This window comes from Streptosporangium sandarakinum (assembly GCF_050942225.1).
GTDB lineage: Bacteria > Actinomycetota > Actinomycetes > Streptosporangiales > Streptosporangiaceae > Streptosporangium > Streptosporangium nondiastaticum.
In genome coordinates, this window is record NZ_CP192034.1 from 3030927 (window position 1) to 3047952 (window position 17026).

Here is a 17026-nt window from a genome sequence, read left to right on the forward strand (position 1 = left end):
GCCTGCCCCCATGAAGATTCGCCGGCCCCTTATTCTGCCGGACCGTTCAGGCCTCCGCGCCTGATGGTCCCGGCATACCAGAGAGCACTTTCCTTGGGAATACGCTCCTGGGTCGCATAGTCGACGCGGACCAGGCCGAAGCGCTTGTCGTATCCCCACGCCCACTCGAAGTTGTCCATCAGGGACCAGGCGAAGTAACCCCTCAGGGGCACCCCCGCCTCGATCGCCGCATGGCAGGTGCGCAGGTGGGTCTCGATGTAGTCCACTCTCTCACGGTCGTGGACCACGCCGTCGTCGCCCACGACGTCCTCGAAGGCGGCGCCGTTCTCGGAGATGACCAGCGGCACGCTCGGGTACTCCCGGGCCAGCCGCAGCAGGATCTCCCGCAGGCCGGTGTCGTCGATCTCCCAGCCCATGGCGGTGACCGGCCGGCCCGCCTGGACGAACGACACGGCCTCGCTGCCGACCCAGGGCGAGCCCGCGTCGGTCGGCGCCGCCGCCGCCGACGCTGCGCCGCCGGGGATGCCGGAGACGGTGAAGCGGCTGTAGTAGTTGATCAGCAGCATGTCGATCGGGGTGGAGATGATCTCCATGTCCCCGTCCTCGGTGAAGTCCGCCATCCCGTCGAGGTCGATCAGCACGTCCTCGGGGTAGGCGCCCTTGAGCAGCGCGTCCAGGAAGAAACGGTTCTGCAGGCCGTCGATGCGGCGGGCGGCGTCCCGGTCGGCCTCGGACTCGGTCTGCGGGGAGATCGCGTAGAGGTTGACGCAGCCGCCGATCATGCTGTCGGACCGCTGGGCCCGCATGGCCTGGGTGGCCAGGCCGTGCGCGAGCAGCAGGTGGTGGGCGGCCCGTACCGCCTGGGCCGGCTCGCGCCGTCCGGGGGCGTGCTCGCCGGAGGCGTAGCCCAGGAAGGCCGCGCACCACGGCTCGTTCACCGTGCTCCAGTTGCGCACCCGGTCGCCGAGGGCGTCGTGTACGGCCGCCGCGTAGTCGGCGAAGCGCTTCGACGTCTCCCGTGACGGCCAGCCGCCCGCGTCCTCCAGCGCCTGGGGGAGGTCCCAGTGGTAGAGCGTCACCCACGGGTCCACGCCCCGCTCCAGCAGCTCGTCGACCAGACGGCTGTAGAAGTCGAGGCCCCCGGGGTTGACCGGGCCGGAGCCGTCGGGCTGGATCCGCGGCCAGGAGACGGAGAACCGGTAGGCGCCCAGGCCCAGCTCGGCCATCAGCCGCACGTCGTCGCGGTAGCGGTGGTAGTGGTCGATCGCCACGTCGGCGTTCTCGCCGTTGACGATCCGGCCGGGCTGGCGGACGAAGGTGTCCCAGATGGACCGCCCGCGCCCGTCCTCCTCGACGGCGCCCTCGATCTGGTAGGCGGAGGTCGCCGCCCCCCAGACGAAGTCCGCCGGGAACAGCAGTTCCGCGGCCTGTAGCCGGGTTTCTTGCGTGGTCACGCCTTGACCGCACCTTCCATGAGGCCGCCGACGATCTGACGACCGAACGCGACGAAGACGATGAACAGGGGGAGGACCGAGGCCGCCGTGCCGGTGAAGAGCATGACGTAGTCGGTGCCGTGGGCCTGGTTGAGCGCGGCGATCGAGGTCTGCACCACCGGGTTGTCCGGAGTCAGCACGATCAGCGGCCACATGAACTCGTTCCAGGTCTGCATGAAGACCAGGAGGGCGAGCACCGCCATGCCGGGCCGCAGCGCGGGCAGGATGACGTTCGCGTAGATCCGCATGGTGGAGGCCCCGTCGACCCGGGCCGCCTCGACGAGCTCGTCCGGCACCGCCTGCTGGGCGTACTGGGTCATCATGAAGACCCCGAAGCCGTTGACCAGGAACGGCAGGATCACCGCCTTGATCTGGCCGGTCCAGCCGAGGTCGACCATGAGCTGGTACAGCGGCACCACGCCCATCTGCTGGAGCGGCACCATCATCGTCAGCAGGATCAGGCCGAGCAGGATCTTGCCGCCCTTGAAGCGGAGCTTGGCGAAGGCGAAACCGGCCAGGGTGGAGATGAGCACGACCGAGACGGTCACGGTGATCGAGATGATCGCCGAGTTGGTCAGGCCGAGGAGGAAGTGGGCGTCCTCGGTGTTCAGCAGCCGCTCGATGTTCTCTCCGAGGCGGCCGCCGGGCAGCAGCGGCGGGGGCACCTCGCTGGCGTCGTCGTTCGTCCGCGTCGCCATGATGAACATGTAGTAGATCGGGAACGCCGACACCACGAGCGCGAGGGCCAGGACGACCTTCGTCAGCGGGGTCGCGTCCCAGATGTGGCTCGGCGCGGATCCGGTTCTCGCCGGGCGGCTCCGGGCGTGGATCGCCGTCATTTGTTACCCCCGATGCGGCGGGTGAAGGAGTAGTTGATGAGGGTGCCGATGAGGATCAGCGCGAACAGCAGCCACGCCGCGGCGGCCGCGTAGCCGAAGTCGAAGTCGCGGAACGCCTCCTTGACGATGAACATCGCCACCGTCTGGTACTGGCCGGTGGCGCCGCCCGCCATGGTGGGGTTGCCGTCGAACAGGACGGGCTCGGTGAACAGCGTCAGTCCGCCGATGGTGGAGATGAAGACGATGAAGATGATCGTCGGGCGCAGCATCGGGATGGTGATCTGCCAGAACTGCCGGCGGGCCGACGCGCCGTCGAGGGCGGCGGCCTCGTAGAGGTCCTTGGGGATGGTCTGCATCGCGGCGAGCAGGATGATCGCGTTGTAGCCGGTCCAGCGCCAGTCGACCATCGTGGAGATCGCGATCCAGGCGGTCCAGCTCTCGTTCTGCCAGTTGATCGCATCGACCCCGAACAGGCCGAGGAACCAGTTGATCATTCCGTAGTCGCGCCCGTAGAGCTGGGTGAACACGACGGCGACGGCGACGACGGAGGTGATCATCGGCAGCAGCACGCCGAGGCGGAAGAAGAGCCGGCCCCGGATGCGCTTGTTGAGCGCGTTGGCGAGGATGAGCGCGAGGACGAGCTGCGGAACCGTCGAGATGACGAACATCGCGAGCGTGTTGACCACCGCGTTCCAGAAGGTCGCGTCGGTGATCAGGGAGATGTAGTTGTCGATTCCGATGAACGACTTGTCGCCGGCGAGCTCCCAGTCGTAGAGGGAGACCCAGAGGGTGTAGCCGAGCGGGAAGACGCCGAAGACGGCGAAGAGCAGGAAGTAGGGGGAGACGAGGAAGTAGGGGGTCGCCCGGAGGTCGAACCTGGCGAGTCCGCCGCCCCGTCCCGAGCCGCGGTGTCCGGGGGATCGGCGCGGAGCCCGTGACCGGGCCGGTGCCGGAGTGTCGACGTGCAGGGTCATCGATAGCCTTTCAGCGATGGGCAGGCGACCGGCCCGGCGGCGGGGTCACCGACGCCGGGCCGTGCCGATCGGGACGGGGGTCAGCCCGCGGCCTTGACGCCGGCTTCGACGAACTTCTGCCACGCCTGGTCGTAGGGGATCGAGCCCTGGTCCATGCCCTCCAGGACCTTCTCCACCGAGGTCTTCACCTGGGCGTGCTTCTCACCCAGGAAGACCGGCAGCAGGCCCTTGACCGACTCGCCGAAGATCTGGCCGGTCGGGGCGTTGTTGAAGTAGTCGCTCTTCAGGTCCTTGACCGCCGGGTCCTCCTGGGCGGGGATGGAGCTGGGGAAGGCGTTGGCCTCCTGGAAGGCCATGACGTGGCCCTCCTTGCCGGTGAGGTAGTTCAGGACCTCCGCGGCCTCCTTGGGGTGCTTGCTCTGCTTGGTGATCGCCAGGTAGGAGCCGCCCCAGTTGCCGGCGCCGCCGGGAACCCCGGCCACGTCCCACTTACCCGAGTTGCCGGGACCGGAGTTGTCCTTGATCACGCCGACCATCCAGGCCGGGCAGCCCATGACGGCGAAGCCGCCCTTCTTCAGCGCGGCGTTCCACGGCGGGGTGAAGGAGGCGAGCTTGGCGGTCATGCCCGCCTGGCTGAAGGTCTTCACCGTCTCGAACGAGGTCTTGACGGCCGGGTTGCTCTCAAGGATGAGCTGGTTGTTCTTGTCGAAGTAGTTGACGTTGCCGTTCTTCGGCGCCTCCTGCGACAGCAGCACGTTGTACAGGGTGTTGGGGCCGTCGAGGAACTTCGGGTCGCCCTTGCCGGGGTTGGCGGCCTGGAACTTCTTGCCGACCTCCATGAAGGCGGTCCAGTCCGGCCAGAGCTTGGTGACCTCTTCGCGCTCACCGGGAAGACCGGCCTTCTCGAACAGGTCCTTGCGGTAGCACATCGCCATGCCGCCGATGTCGGTGCCGAGGGCGAAGAGCTTGCCGTCCTTGTTGATGCCGTTCTCCCACTTGGCGGCGGGGAAGTCGCTCTTGCGCTTGTCCAGGCCGTACTCGGCGAGGTCGGCGAAGAACTGCGGGCGGGCCTTCATCAGGCCCATCGCGCCCTCGTCGATGCCGACGACGTCGGCCGCGCCGCTGCCGGCCTGCAGACGCTGCAGGAGCTGGGGCAGGAAGACGTCCTCGAAGCGGTCGGTCGGGTTCTCGTGCTTGATCTGGATGTTCGGGTGCGACGCGTTCCAGGTCTCGACGGCCTTCTTGTAGCCGAAGTTCGCGCCGCCGCCGAAGGTCTGCACGGTGATGGTCACCGGCTCGGAGGCCGAGCCGCCCGAGGCGGCCGTGTTCTTGGCGGGCTCACTCGAACTGCAGGACGTGACCGCCAGTGCTGCGGCGGTCATCACCACGACGGCGGCGAGCGTGCCGTGCCGCTTGGTGTTCAACATTCCGGACCCCTCTCAGGTGGTCGCCCGAATCGATTGGGAGGTGACATCGCGAACCGGCCCCCGACGAACGCGATCGGCGATGGGTGGCGCGCAGGCCACTTTTGGGAGCGCTCCCACGAAGACTGGACGATGGGCAACCGGCGCGTCAATATGCCGAAACGTAACCGTTACATCGCGGGGTTTCCAGGGCGGTGAATGGTCATTAAGGTGACAAAATACGTGATCAGGTGTTTGGGAGCGCTCCCACCCCAACTCGGCACGGCGCGGCGAACGCCCGCCGACCCGGGACCATCCGGCACGTCAGGGACCGTCCGGCCCGGTCCCGTGGCGCGGGCGACCTCGGCGGAAAGCGATTTACGGCGGCGCGTGGACGGGTGCTCGCGGCGGGCCCATGACCGGGCGCCCCGGAGGACGCGTGGACGGGTGTTCACGGCGGTGCGCCCCGGCCGGGTGAAGGGCCGGTAAAAGCGTCGGGAAAAGCCGAGACGGCGACCCGGTCGTACCGGGTCGCCGTCTGGTGGCCCCCGCCGCCCCTGGAGGAGTGGGGTGGCGGGGAGGGGGTGAGGGAAGGGGGAGGGGGCTGAGAAGCCGTGAGGCGCCCGTCAGTCGTTGTAGTCCGGGTAACCGTAACCGTCGACCTGGGAGACCGGCCGGACGCGCTCCTCGACCTTGCCGTTGCCGGTGTTGCCCTCGATCGTGGTGATCGTGCCGTCGCCGTTGTCCTTCTTGACGAGGCCGACGTGGTCGATGGCGTCGATGTCGTTGCTGCCGCCCCAGTCGAAGAAGACCACGGCGCCGGGCTTCGGGGTCTGGCCCCAGCGCCCGTTGTCGGCGAACCACTTGGCGTAGGAGACGGTGTAGGCGTCCCAGCCCACGGTGTGCCGGGCGCCGGCCTGCTCGCCGACCCAGGAGACGAACATCGCGCACCAGGGGGCGTTGGCGTAGTCCTGGGTCCTGCCGCCGTCACGGGCGACGGTCTCCTTGGCGCGCTCGCTGGAGACGTACCAGTCCTGGAACTTGGTGCCGCCACCGGCGGCGTTCTCCGAGATGCCGATCTGCTTGGCGGCGATGTCGAGAACCCGCTGGGCGCTGGCCTTGGGCAGGCTCTGGGCCTGGGCCTCGGCATTGGTGTTCTTGCTGACGGATTCGGCCTGCGGGCCGGAGACGTGGCTGTCGGCGAGGGCGGGAACGGTGGTGGCGGCTCCGCCGGCGAGGACGATGGACGCACCCACGAGGACGCGGGCCAGGTTGTGCTTCTTGGGGGTGAGGCGGTTCTTGGCCATGCGGGGGTTCGACTCCTTGCTTCGCTTCCATACCGCCTACCGGGTTAGCTGACGGGTTCGGGCTGGGAAGTGCCCTACGGCGCGCGAAGGCGCTGATTCACCCCAGAAATTGGTTCCCCGGTTCCGCGAGAGCCGCGGATTCGGCGGCCGCGCTCATCGACCAATGGATCGATTGCGATGATGCGCGGTCGGGCAATGTGCCGGTGAGATACGGGTCTGTGGACCTCGGTACTCACCGCGAACGAGTAGAACGTACGTGCTGCTCCACGCCGATTGCAAGCTCTTGCATTGCCCTGACTTGGGAAAACACCGGTTTTCGATGATCGTCGACTTCCCGGTACGAAGATCGGGGACTTCGGGGCCGAGACTTTCGCAAGAGCCGGAAACCCTTGCTGCGCAGGGGTTTCCGCATTGCGGAGCCGGTGGGACACGGGCGTGCCGGACGATTTCTCCCGGCTGTAACCTTCCTCAAGGTAGATCTTTTTAAAGAGGGTTTGTTTTACCTGTTCAGCGCCCTCCCCAGGCGTCATATGAGCGGTGCGCGGACCCCGCGCCGGGCCCTCCGAGACCCGTGCCGGTCCCCGCGCATCCCCGCGTGTTCCGATGTTCACCCGCGGTTCCCGGCCGCGTAAGGCGCCCCGGTTACGGTGAGGCGATCGTGAACGGGTCATCGCCCGGCGTGGAGGAGGGGCGGGACCACGCGCGGGAACAGCCTTCGGCCGTCGCCTGGGCGGAGTCCCCCCTGCAACTGCTCTGCGTGGTCGAGGCATGCCACGCCGGGCTGCTCGGCGCCCACGTCAGGGTGATGTCCCGCGCCGGGTCGCGCCCGCTGGCCGCCACCCGCCGGGAACTGGCCCGCCTCGCCCTCCCCGCGGGCATGGAGCAGGCCCGCCCGGCGCCCGGACCGCCCAAGCCCCGGCGGGGCGCGACCTGGGTGATCGGCGACGCCTTCTCCGGCCGGGTCCAGGCCCGCTGGCTCACCGCCCTCCCCGGCCGGATCGTGGTCGTCGACGACGGGCTGGCCACGATCAGGCTCCTGGAACTGCTCGCCGGGCCGCCCGGCAAACCACTGCTGCGGGCCCGGGCCGCCGCGGGCCCGCTGCGCTCCGCCCTCGGCGCGGCGGCCGGCCTGCGGCTGCGCGCGGCCGCCCGGTCGGGCCGGCTGACGGTCTTCACCGCACTGCCCGTCCCGGACGACCTGGGGCGCGCCGTACGCGGCAGGGGGACCGAACTGGTCGTCCACGACTTCGCCTGGCTGCGCGCCCAGCCCCCGCGCCGGCCCCGGCCGCAGGAGCCCACGGTCGTCCTCGGCACCTCGCTGGTGCGCAACGGCCTGATCCACCGCGACCGCTATCTCGCCTGGCTCGCCGCGGTGGGAGCGGCCGGCCCGGTGGCCTACTTCCCGCACCGCCGGGAGGACCCGGGCGACCTCGAACGGGTCGGCGCACAGCCCGGCGTCACCGTCTACGACGCCGGGATCCCCGCCGAGATGACCCTGCGGGGACTGGACCCGGGGCAGCGGGTGCTCAGCCTGCCGTCCACCGCCGTCACCTCGCTGCGGGTCCTGCTGGCGTCCCGGGGCGTCACCGTGGAGGCGGTGGACGTCCCCGACGAGTGGTGGACCGCTCAGGCCGCGCCCTCCCTCCGCTCACACCTGTCGATGTTCGCCCATCACGACACCGGAGTCACAAGGTGAAGGTCCTGGCCGTGGCCGACTCGGATTCCTACCTGAAGTGGGCCGCCCACCTGCTCGCGGACCTTCCCGGCGGCTGTACGGCGGAGCTGGCGGTGATCCGTACCCCCATCGCGCCCTCACCGGCGCAGATCCGCGCGGCCGTCACCGGCGTGGCCGCCGACCCGCCGGTGCTGTCGGCGCGGGCGCTGCGCCGGGCGGCCGAACGGCTGCGACCCGACGCGGTGCTGGCCGCCTGCACCGGCCCGGTGGTGGACGTGCTGGTCGCCGAGGTGCTCGCCGGCCTCTCGCCGAGACCGGTGTTCGTCTCCGGGCTGCCGGGCATCTCCGTCCCGGCCACCGAGAAGGCGTGGCTGTTCCGCAGCGGCTGCGACCTGTTCGTCCTGCACAGCGGGCGGGAGGTGGCGGAGTTCACCGAACTCGGCCGGAGGCTGGGCGGCGGCGGCGCGGTCGGACTGGCCCGGCTGCCGTTCCTGCCCGCGGGCCAGGCACCGCCCGCCTCCGGTCCGCGCGACCGCGTGGTGTTCGCCGCCCAGGCCAAGGTGCCCAGGCGCAGGGAGGACCGGGAGCGGATCCTGCTGTCCCTGGCCGAACTGGCCAGGCGGCGGCCGGACCTGGACGTCGTGGTCAAGCTCCGCGCCCTGGACGACGAGCGCCAGACCCACGCCGAGCGGCACCCCTACCGGCGGCTGTGGCGGGAGCTGGCCGAACGGGGCACGGTCCCCGCCGACGCCGTGCGGTTCGAGGCCGGCCCGATGCACGACCACCTCGCCCGCGCGGCGGGATTCGTCACGGTCAGCTCGACCGCCGCGCTGGAGGCGATCGCCTGCTCCGTGCCGCTGCTGGTGCTGTCGGACTTCGGGGTGGGCGCCGAGACGATCAACCTCGTCTTCGAGGGGAGCGGGCTGCTCGGCACCCTCGACGATCTGGCCGATGGGCGCTTCCTCACCCCGGACGAGGAGTGGTGCCGGGCCAACTACTTCCACCCCGGCGGCCTGGACGACTGGACCTCCCACCTGGTCACCCTGGTCGGCAGGGCCCGATCGGGACGCCTGGTGCCGGCCCGCTCCCTGCTCGACGGGCCGGCGTACGCCGCCGCCCGCCGCCGCGCCCGGCTGCGCGTGGAGGTCCCACCCAGGGTGCTGCGCGCCGGCCGCCGCGCCCGGCGCAGGATGAACCGCTACCTCAAGATCTCGTACTCATGGCGACGCTAGCGCGTCGCGGCTCGGGGTTGTGTTGATGGCGACGCTGCGCGTCGCGGCTCGGGGGCTCAAGCCCGGTGTCTTCCCTCGTCGTTCGCTCGCTGCGCTCGCTCTCTCCTCAGTCCAGACACCGGCGCCCCCTCGCTGTGTTGATGGCGACGCTGTGCGTCGCGGCTCGGGGGCTCAGACCCGGTGTCTTCCCTCGTCGTTCGCTCGCTGCGCTCGCTCTCTCCTCAGTCCAGACACCGGCGCCCCCTCGCTGTGTTGATGGCGACGCTGTGCGTCGCGGCTCGGGGGCTTGAGTCCGGTGTCTTCCCTCGTCGTTCGCTCGCTGCGCTCGCTCTCTCCTCGGTCCAGACACCGGCGCCCCCTCGCGGTCCAGACATCGGCGTTCCCTTGGGGCTCCTCAGTCCAGACACTGGCGTTCCCTCGTGGGCTCCTCTGTCGGACCGGTGTCTCCTGGCAGTAGGGGGATTCGTAGGACGAAACGGGCGCCGTGTTCGCAGTCGGCGATGTTCAGGCTGCCGCCGTGGCCCTCGGCGATCTCCCGGGCGATCGGCAGGCCCAGCCCGCTGCCGCTCGCGTCGCGCTCTCGGCCCTCCTTCAGCCGGACGAACCGCTGGAACACCCGCTCCCGGTCGGCCTCCGGGATGCCGCCGCCGTCGTCGACGACCTCCAGCACCGCGTGCCCCGAGTCGGCGTCGGGGCGGACCTTCACCTGCACCTCGTGCTCGGCGTGCCGCAGCGCGTTGTCCACCAGGTTGGTCAGCACCCGGGCCAGCTGAAGCCGGTCGCCCTCGACCAGCGCGCCCGCCGCCAGGTCGCGGGTGATCTCGTCGGGGCGGCGGTCCAGCTCGGCGCGGACCAGCTCGCCCAGGTCGATCCGCTCGTGGCCGGCCGGCGCGGTGGCGTCCAGCCGGATCACCGCCAGCAGGTCGTCCACCAGCAGTTGGAGCCGATCGATAGCGCGGTCCAGCCCCTCGAGCGTCGCGTCGGTGTCCGGTTCGGGATCGGACATCGCCAGGTCGAGCTGGGTCCGCAGGGCCGTGACCGGGCTGCGCAGTTCGTGGGAGGCGTCGGCGGCGAACCGCCGCTGCCGGCCGACGGCCTCCTCCAGCCGCCCCAGCGTGGCGTTGACGGTCTCCGCCAGCCTCCTGAACTCCTCCGGATGCTGTGGCTCCGGCACCCGCCGGCCCAGGTCGGTGGCGGTGATCTCATGCAGCTCCGCGCGGATGCCCTCGATCGAGGCGAGCGCCCTGGACATGGTCAGCCAGGTGGCCAGGGAGACCAGGCCCACGCAAACCAGCCCGGCCGCGCCGATCAGCGCCGCCCGCGGCGGGTCGAAGAACAGTCCGGGCTCCGGCTGCGCGGCGTAGACCATTCCACCGGGGACGGCGTAGCCCACGGTGATCATCCGCTTTCCGTTCCAGGTGACGGTCCCGTTCCAGTTCGGTTCTCCCATGGCCGGGCGGGCCGTCGTGAGAGGCCGCCGGTCGGCCGACTCGGGTGCGGTGCCGGCCACCCTCCCGCCGATCACCAGCTGGGCGACCCCGTTGTCCTCGGCGGCCACCAGGGTGGGTGTGCTGTCCTCCCGGACGATCGCCGCGTTCTGCCGCGCCAGTGACGTGACGTGATCGCGCACCTCGCCGTTCTCCAGCCGCTGGAGAACGGCGAGCAGCCCCAGCCAGCCCAGCACGACGACCACCGTGGTCAGTAGCGCGGCGATCACGGTGCTGCGCGTCCGCAGCGTCATCCCCCTGCCTCTCGATCGCCCTCTCAGCGCGGTTCCCGAACCGCATTCAAAACGACTGAAGGACGATATTCCCAGGTCAAGGGGCACATATGTCTGAATTTTGGGTTTTACAGGAGCGTCTGCGACAGACGCCGCCGGAGACGGCCGAGCGTCCCCGGCGCCGTACGGTCCCGGGCGGGAAGCAGCTCCAGGGCGGACAGCCTCTGACGCTTGAAGTAACGATCGGGGCCGTGCGCGTCCAGGTGGGCGGACGCGGCCTCGCGCAGGCCGGGATGGGCCCCGGCGCGCATGCAGTAGCCGACCGCACGGACCAGGGCGGGCAGGTCCACCGGCGGCGGCTCGCTCACCGACCCGTCGGCCGCCAGCCGGGGCAGCAGGGCGTCGGTGATCGTCACCGGGATCCGGTTGCCGTTCTCGTACGGCGAGAGCCGCTCCAGAACCAGCTCGCCCCCCACCGCCGCCACCGGCAGGCCGTAGTGGTTCCTCGCGGTGACCAGCGCGGTGGAGAAGCAGCCGACGACCAGTCCGGGCCGCAGGGCCGCGAAGTACGACTCGGCGGGGACGCTCTCCGTGGCGACCTCCAGTCTGACGCCCAGTTCCGCGGCCGTCTCCCGCAGCCGGAGGGCATGCCGGCGCCCGGCCGCCGGGTGGGGCTTGAACAGGACGGTGCCGAACCCCCGGGCGGCCACGCCGCGCAGCATGTCCGCGTGCAGCCCCGCCTCCTCGTCGGCGGTGACGATGCCGAGCGCCGACAGGTACTGGCCCAGGATCATCGCCCGGCTCTCCGGAGCCCCGGGCACGTCCAGAGCTCCCGCCGGGTCCACCGCCGAGGTCACCGACTCCACCACGTCCAGGAACGCCCGGTCCGGGAGGGCGTCGGCGGGCACGCCGTACTCCGACAGCAGCAGCGGGGCCAGGCCCGGCACCAGGTCGAGGTGGAGCAGCCGGGTGATCCGCCCGGAGATTTCCAGCGGCAGGGGGTCGCGGGTGGGGCCGTAGCTCATCAGGCCGTCGGAGTAGACGGTGATCGGGCAGTCCCTGACCAGCGTGGCGACGGTCCGGGCGGGCGGCACCGCGACGGACTCCAGGACCAGCTCGCACAGGTCGTCACCGAGGGAGAGCTGCGTGGCCAGCAGGCGGCTCAGCATCGGGACCTCGATGACGCGCGCCTTCCAGTCCGATGGGTGCATCGGGGCCACGATCTCGTTCCACGAGTGGACCTCGTCGAAGCGCGGGCGCAGCGGGGCGAACCCCGGAGCCTCCTCCAGCGACGGCGTGACCTCCGGGACGGCGGCGTTGTTGGAGACCAGCAGGATCCGCCGGTCATCGCGCGGCCCGAAACGGCCGTCGTTGATCGCGGCCGCCAGCGTCATCGCCCCGAACAGCGTCGAGGCGTAGAACAGCCGTGTCATCGCTCCTCCAGCAGCTTCCGCAGGACCGCGTCGCGCTCCGGCCCCAGGCTTCCGGCCTCGGCCAGCAGGCCGGCGGGCAGCCGCCGCAGGGCCTGGGCGCCGCGCGCCTCGAAGCGGGCGCGCAGCTCCGGGGAGAAGCGGTCGCCCAACTCCAGATGGTGGACCAGCAGCGCGCAGAAGGTACGGGCGGCCTTGGCGGCGAACTCCTCCTCCGCGTCCCTCTCCAGGTCGGCGAAGACCAGGTCGAACGCGTCGAAGAAGTGCAGCTGCCGGGCGTCCCCGACCTGGGTCAGCGAACCCGCCACCATCCGGCGGTAGAAGACCCCGGCCAGCGACACCACCGCGAAGGACGCGGCCCGCCGGTGCAGCCGCCAGATCCACGGCCGGTCCTCGGCGGTGTGCAGATGACCGGGGAAGGTCAGCAGCCCGCCCAGGTCACGGCGGTAGATCCCGGCCCAGGCGTAGGGGTAGTCCACCATGGTCCGCGACGACAGGGGCAGGATGTGCTCGCGCGGCTTCAGCACCACCCCGCGAACGGCCGGCGGAGCCCGGTGGATCACCCTCCGACGACCCTCGGCCTGAACGTGGTCCACCCGGACGAAGTCGCAGCCGAGCCGCTCGATCGCCGCCACCAGGTCGGCCAGATAGCCCGGGGCGAGCCAGTCGTCGCCGTCCATGAAGGTCAGGTAACGGCCGGAGGCCAGCGACACCCCCTGGTTGCGGGCGTCGGCCAGCCCCACGGGCGTCTCGTTGCGCAGCACGACCAGACCGGGCAGCTCGTCGCGGAAGTCCTCGATGATCTGCCCGGTCCGGTCCACCGAACCGTCGTCCACCACGATGAACTCGAAGTCCCGCCGCGCGTTCCGGGCGAGGGACGCCAGCGCGTCGGCCATGTACGTCTCAACGTCCCGCACCGGCACGACAACCGACAACCTGATCAAGATTCCCTTCCAAGGTCACACCCCCGCGAGGGGGCGCCGGTGTCTGGACTGAGGAGTGAGTGAGCGCAGCGAGTGAACGACGAGGGAAGACACCGGGCTCCAGCCCCCGAGCCGCGACACGAAGTGTCGCCATGAGCACAGCGAGGGGGCGCCGGTGTCTGGACTGAGGAGCGCCGCGAGGGGGCGCCGGTGTCTGGACTGAGGAACGCAGGAGCGAAGCGACGGAGTGACGAGGGAAGACACCGGGCTTGAGCCCCCGAGCCGCGACGCGCAGCGTCGCCATGAACACAGAAGACACCGGGCTTGAGCCCCCGAGCCGCGACGCGCAGCGTCGCCATGAACACAGAAGGCACCGGGCTTGAGCCCCCGAGCCGCGACGCGCAGCGTCGCCATGAACACAGCATCTACACGGTGACGCGCCGCAGGCGGGCCTTCGGACCCTCCTCGCCGGGGAAGATCCGCTTCACGCCGTCGCCCAGTGCGCTCTCGATGACGCGGATGTCGCGGACCAGGTGCTCCAGCCCGGCCGGCTCCAGCGAGGCGGCGTGGTCGGAGCCCCACATCGTGCGGTCGAGTGTGATGTGCCGTTCCACGGCCACCGCCCCCAGGGTCACCGCGGCGAGTGAGATCTGCAGGCCGCGCTCGTGGCCGGAGTAGCCGACCGGCACGCCGTACCGCTCCTGGAGGGTGTGGATCGTGCGGAGGTTGGCCTCCTCCGGGGGGAGGGGGTAGGTGGATGTGGCGTGCATCAGCACGAGCCTGGAGGTGCCGAGGATCTCCACCGCCCGGTCGATCTCCTCCAGCGTGGACATGCCGGTGGACAGGATGACCGGCTTGCCGGTGGCGGCGAGGGCGCGCAGCAGCTCCAGATCCGTCACGCTCGCCGAGGCGACCTTGTGCGTGACCACGTCCATGGACTCCAGGAACTCCACCGACGGCACGTCCCACGGTGAGGCGAACCAGTGGACGCCCCGCTCGCGGCAGTGCTCGGCGATCGCGGTGTACTCGTCCCGGCCGAACTCGGTCCTGAGCTTGTACTCCAGGTAGGTCATCTCGCCCCACGGCGTCTGCCGGATCTGGTCGCGCTGCTCCGGCGGCACGCAGATCTCCGGGGTGCGCTTCTGGAACTTGACGGCCTGGCAGCCCGCCTCGGCCGCCACGTCGATGAGCCTGCGCGCGATGTCGAGGTCGCCGTTGTGGTTGATCCCGATCTCGCCGATCACGTAGACCGGCAGGCCCGCGCCGACCGGCGTGTCGCCGATCCGTACCGGCCTGGTGGCCGGGGTCACCCTCGGTTCGGCGCGGGGGACGGGCACGGACGCGGGCGCGGGTGCCGCCCCGGGTTCGGGGCGCGCGGCGAGGATCCGGTCGCACAGTTCCCGTACGGCCCCCGCCCCGCCGGGCCTGGTGAGCACCACCCGGGCGGCGGCGCGGACCCGGGGGTGGGCGTCGGGCACGGTGACGGGCCAGCCGACCTCGCTCATCGGGCCGAGGTCGTTGACGTCGTTGCCGACGTAGGCGACGCGGGCCGGGTCCAGTCCCTCGATGGCCAGCCAGTCGCGCAGCACGGTCCGCTTGTCGGTCAGTCCCTGCAGGACCGGCACGTCGAGCTTGCGGGCGCGGGCGGCGACCACCGGGTTCCGCTCGGTGGACATGATCAGCAGCTTGACGCCGGACCCGCGCAGCAGCGCCACCCCCATGCCGTCGGAGCGGCTGACCGCGACCATCTCGCGGCCGTCCTGGTCGACGTAGGCGCGGTCGTCGGTGTGCACGCCGTCGAAGTCGGTGACCACGGCGTCCACGTCGAGGGGTTCGGGCCGGTCCACGAACGGCGCCAGCGCCCGGACGATCTCCAGGTCCTCGGGGGAGTCGACCTCGACGGCGTGCCGCGACGGCACGGGCTGCACGGCGACCCGGCCGAAGAAGCGGTGCCCGTGCTCGCGCAGGCCGTCGGCGCGCATCGCGTAGAACGCGCCGGTCTCGCGGAAGTGCGGCTCGCGGTCCTGCCGCCGCGGACGGAAGGACGGGTCGTGGTTGACGCCCGCACCGGCGGCGTCCCACAGGAACTCGTGCGTCTCCACGCCGGAGAACACCACGTCCGCGCTGCCGTCCAGGATCCTGGTGACGGCGGCGTCGAGGTCGGCCGGATCGATGAACGCGCTGGTGCACTGGACCAGCACGACCACCTCCGGGCTCTCGGGAAGCCGGTCGAGCACGTGCAGAACCGCCGACTCGCTGGAGGCGGTGGCCCCGCTCAGCTCCTCCGGCCGCTCGACCACCTCCGCCCCGGACTCGCGGGCCACCCGGGCGATCTCCGCGTGGTCGGTGCTGACCACGACCTCGTCGATCAGCTCGGCCCGCGCGCAGGCCCGCACCGCGCGGGCGACCAGCGGGGTGCCGCCCACCGCGGCCAGGTTCTTCAGCGGCACGCCCACGGAACCGCCACGGGCGGGCACAACGGCCAGGACTCGCAAGGTGACTCCTCGTGACACGGGACGAACGCCCTTGAATCGGGGTGCTCGCCGAACCTAGCCACGAGGGTGGCCGCTCAGGGGTGCCCGAGCTGAACGCCCAGGGTCACCCGCCTTAACTTTCCGGACGCCCGGCCCGCGGACGATCCCGGAGCCCCCGGAGCCGCGGAGGCGCCGGACGCCCGGCCCGCGGTCGCCGTGACGCGCGGGCGCCGCGGACGGCGTCCATCGCCGCCCGCGGCGCCGGTGACCGGAAACCTCGGTCGCAGGAAGACCCGGACTATTCGGCGAACCTGCCGCGCGCGTCGTCCGCGGCCTTCTTGGCCTTGTCCTTGGCCTTGCCGGCGGCCTCCTTGGCCTTGCCCTTGGCGTGCTCCGCGCGGCCCCGGTCGGCCATCTCGTCGTCGTTCACCGCCTCGCCGGCGTGCTCCTTGGCCTTGCCCTTGATCTGGTCGAAGTTCGTCATCGTGGGTCCCCCCGTAGTCAACGACCAATTCGTCACCACCTCTCATAGCCGCGCGAGGGCAGAACCAACCGCTATTTCGATCACTTTAAGTTACTAATCACTGACAGAGAGTGATGAATTACGGCGGACTGTCAGGTCTTGGCATCCACACGGGTTCCGGGTCCCTCGACCGCCGCTCCGGCACGAACGTGGGACGCGGTCCCTGTCCGGCTCGGTGCTCCCGGCACGGACCCCGGATCGCACGGTCACTCCGGCGAGGACCCCGGACTGCGCACGGTCACTCCGGCGCGGGCCCCGGACTGCGCACGGTCACTCCGGCGCGGGCCCCGGACTGCGCACGGTCACTCCGGCGCGGGCCCCGGACTGCGCGCGGTCACTCCGGCGCGTCGTCCTCCCGGTCCCGCCCCCGCGGCAGGTGGCCCATGAACCACCCCCGAGCCAGGGAGGCCACCTGCTCCAGCGCGCCGGGCTCCTCGAACAGGTGCGTGGCCCCCGGCACGATCTCCAGCCGCGTCTCACCCGGCAGCAGTTCCATCGCCTCCTGGTTGAGCCTGGCGACGATCGGGTCGCGTTCCCCGACGATGAGCAGGGTGGGCTGGTGGACCGACCGCAGCGAGTCGCCGGCCAGGTCCGGCCGCCCGCCGCGGGAGACGACCGCCTTCACCGAGGGCCGTGCGGCGGCGGCGACGAGCGCGGCGGCCGCGCCCGTGCTGGCGCCGAAGAGGCCGACGTCGAGGCCGGCGGTGGGCTTGTGCCGGGCCAGCCAGCCGGTCAGACCGGCCAGCCGTACGGCGAGCCGCCCGATGTCGAAACGGAACTCGCCGGTTCCCAGGTCGATCCGCTCCTCCTGCGGTGTGAGGAGGTCGGCGAGGACCGTCGCCAGACCGGCTCTTTGCAGCTCGCTCGCCACGTAGCGGTTGCGTGGGCTGTGACGGCTGCTGCCGCTGCCGTGCGCGAACAGCACCATGCCGTACGCCGGGTGCGGCACCGCGACGTCGGCCTCCAGCACGACATCGGCGGTCGGGATCTCCAGGCGTTCAAGGTTCATCCGGACGGCGTTCACGATGCACCT

Annotated in this window: 13 protein-coding genes and 1 riboswitch; of the genes, 2 read left to right on the forward strand and 11 right to left on the reverse strand. The window is 71.0% G+C overall.

Translation table 11 applies throughout. The features are described from left to right. Window positions 1-29: 29 nt before the first annotated feature. The 5 genes from ACQP10_RS13970 to ACQP10_RS13990 all read right to left on the reverse strand — a co-directional run bounded on the left by ACQP10_RS13970 (window position 30) and on the right by ACQP10_RS13990 (window position 6016). Window positions 30-1454, reverse strand: a complete 1425-nt coding sequence (locus tag ACQP10_RS13970) for a GH1 family beta-glucosidase (protein ID WP_346020063.1) — start codon at window positions 1452-1454, stop codon at window positions 30-32. After that, window positions 1451-2332, reverse strand: coding sequence for a carbohydrate ABC transporter permease (locus ACQP10_RS13975; protein ID WP_179818130.1), 882 nt, complete (start codon window positions 2330-2332; stop codon window positions 1451-1453). Before ACQP10_RS13975 ends, ACQP10_RS13970 begins: the two co-directional genes overlap by 4 nt. Further along, complete coding sequence (locus ACQP10_RS13980; RefSeq protein WP_346020062.1) at window positions 2329-3306, reverse strand: carbohydrate ABC transporter permease; 978 nt, start codon at window positions 3304-3306, stop codon at window positions 2329-2331. Before ACQP10_RS13980 ends, ACQP10_RS13975 begins: the two co-directional genes overlap by 4 nt. Window positions 3307-3386: 80 nt before the next feature. Then, entirely contained in the window at window positions 3387-4733 is a 1347-nt protein-coding gene (locus tag ACQP10_RS13985) for an ABC transporter substrate-binding protein (RefSeq protein WP_346020061.1), read from the reverse strand. A 602-nt stretch (window positions 4734-5335) separates the two neighbouring features. Then, window positions 5336-6016 (reverse strand): CHAP domain-containing protein, encoded by a 681-nt coding sequence (locus tag ACQP10_RS13990; RefSeq protein WP_346020060.1) that lies wholly within the window; start codon window positions 6014-6016, stop codon window positions 5336-5338. Between the two features lie 18 nt (window positions 6017-6034). Beyond that, a riboswitch (cyclic di-AMP (ydaO/yuaA leader) is annotated at window positions 6035-6172 on the reverse strand. A 502-nt stretch (window positions 6173-6674) separates the two neighbouring features. On the opposite strand from ACQP10_RS13990, the gene ACQP10_RS13995 reads away from it, so the two are divergent. Further along, complete coding sequence (locus ACQP10_RS13995; RefSeq protein ID WP_346020059.1) at window positions 6675-7712, forward strand: hypothetical protein; 1038 nt, start codon at window positions 6675-6677, stop codon at window positions 7710-7712. Between the two features lie 11 nt (window positions 7713-7723). Then, a complete protein-coding gene (locus ACQP10_RS14000; RefSeq protein WP_433541496.1) occupies window positions 7724-8923 on the forward strand; it encodes a DUF6716 putative glycosyltransferase in 1200 nt (399 codons plus the stop codon). A 394-nt stretch (window positions 8924-9317) separates the two neighbouring features. On the opposite strand, the gene ACQP10_RS14005 is transcribed toward ACQP10_RS14000, so the two are convergent. The 6 genes from ACQP10_RS14005 to ACQP10_RS14030 form a co-directional block, all read right to left on the reverse strand. Continuing rightward, window positions 9318-10664, reverse strand: coding sequence for a sensor histidine kinase (locus ACQP10_RS14005; RefSeq protein WP_433541497.1), 1347 nt, complete (start codon window positions 10662-10664; stop codon window positions 9318-9320). 107 nt (window positions 10665-10771) lie between these two features. Continuing rightward, entirely contained in the window at window positions 10772-12076 is a 1305-nt protein-coding gene (locus ACQP10_RS14010; RefSeq protein WP_433541498.1) for a polysialyltransferase family glycosyltransferase, read from the reverse strand. After that, window positions 12073-13008: a glycosyltransferase family 2 protein gene (locus tag ACQP10_RS14015; protein WP_433541499.1), complete on the reverse strand. Its 936-nt coding sequence runs from the start codon at window positions 13006-13008 to the stop codon at window positions 12073-12075. The genes ACQP10_RS14010 and ACQP10_RS14015 overlap by 4 nt, the downstream gene beginning before the upstream one ends. A gap of 413 nt (window positions 13009-13421) precedes the next feature. Next, window positions 13422-15491 (reverse strand): N-acetylneuraminate synthase family protein, encoded by a 2070-nt coding sequence (locus ACQP10_RS14020; RefSeq protein WP_346020054.1) that lies wholly within the window; start codon window positions 15489-15491, stop codon window positions 13422-13424. Window positions 15492-15768: 277 nt separating this feature from the next. Continuing rightward, window positions 15769-15954: a CsbD family protein gene (locus tag ACQP10_RS14025; RefSeq protein WP_346020053.1), complete on the reverse strand. Its 186-nt coding sequence runs from the start codon at window positions 15952-15954 to the stop codon at window positions 15769-15771. Between the two features lie 373 nt (window positions 15955-16327). Beyond that, window positions 16328-17017, reverse strand: a complete 690-nt coding sequence (locus tag ACQP10_RS14030; RefSeq protein ID WP_346020052.1) for a dienelactone hydrolase family protein — start codon at window positions 17015-17017, stop codon at window positions 16328-16330. Window positions 17018-17026: the final 9 nt, after the last annotated feature.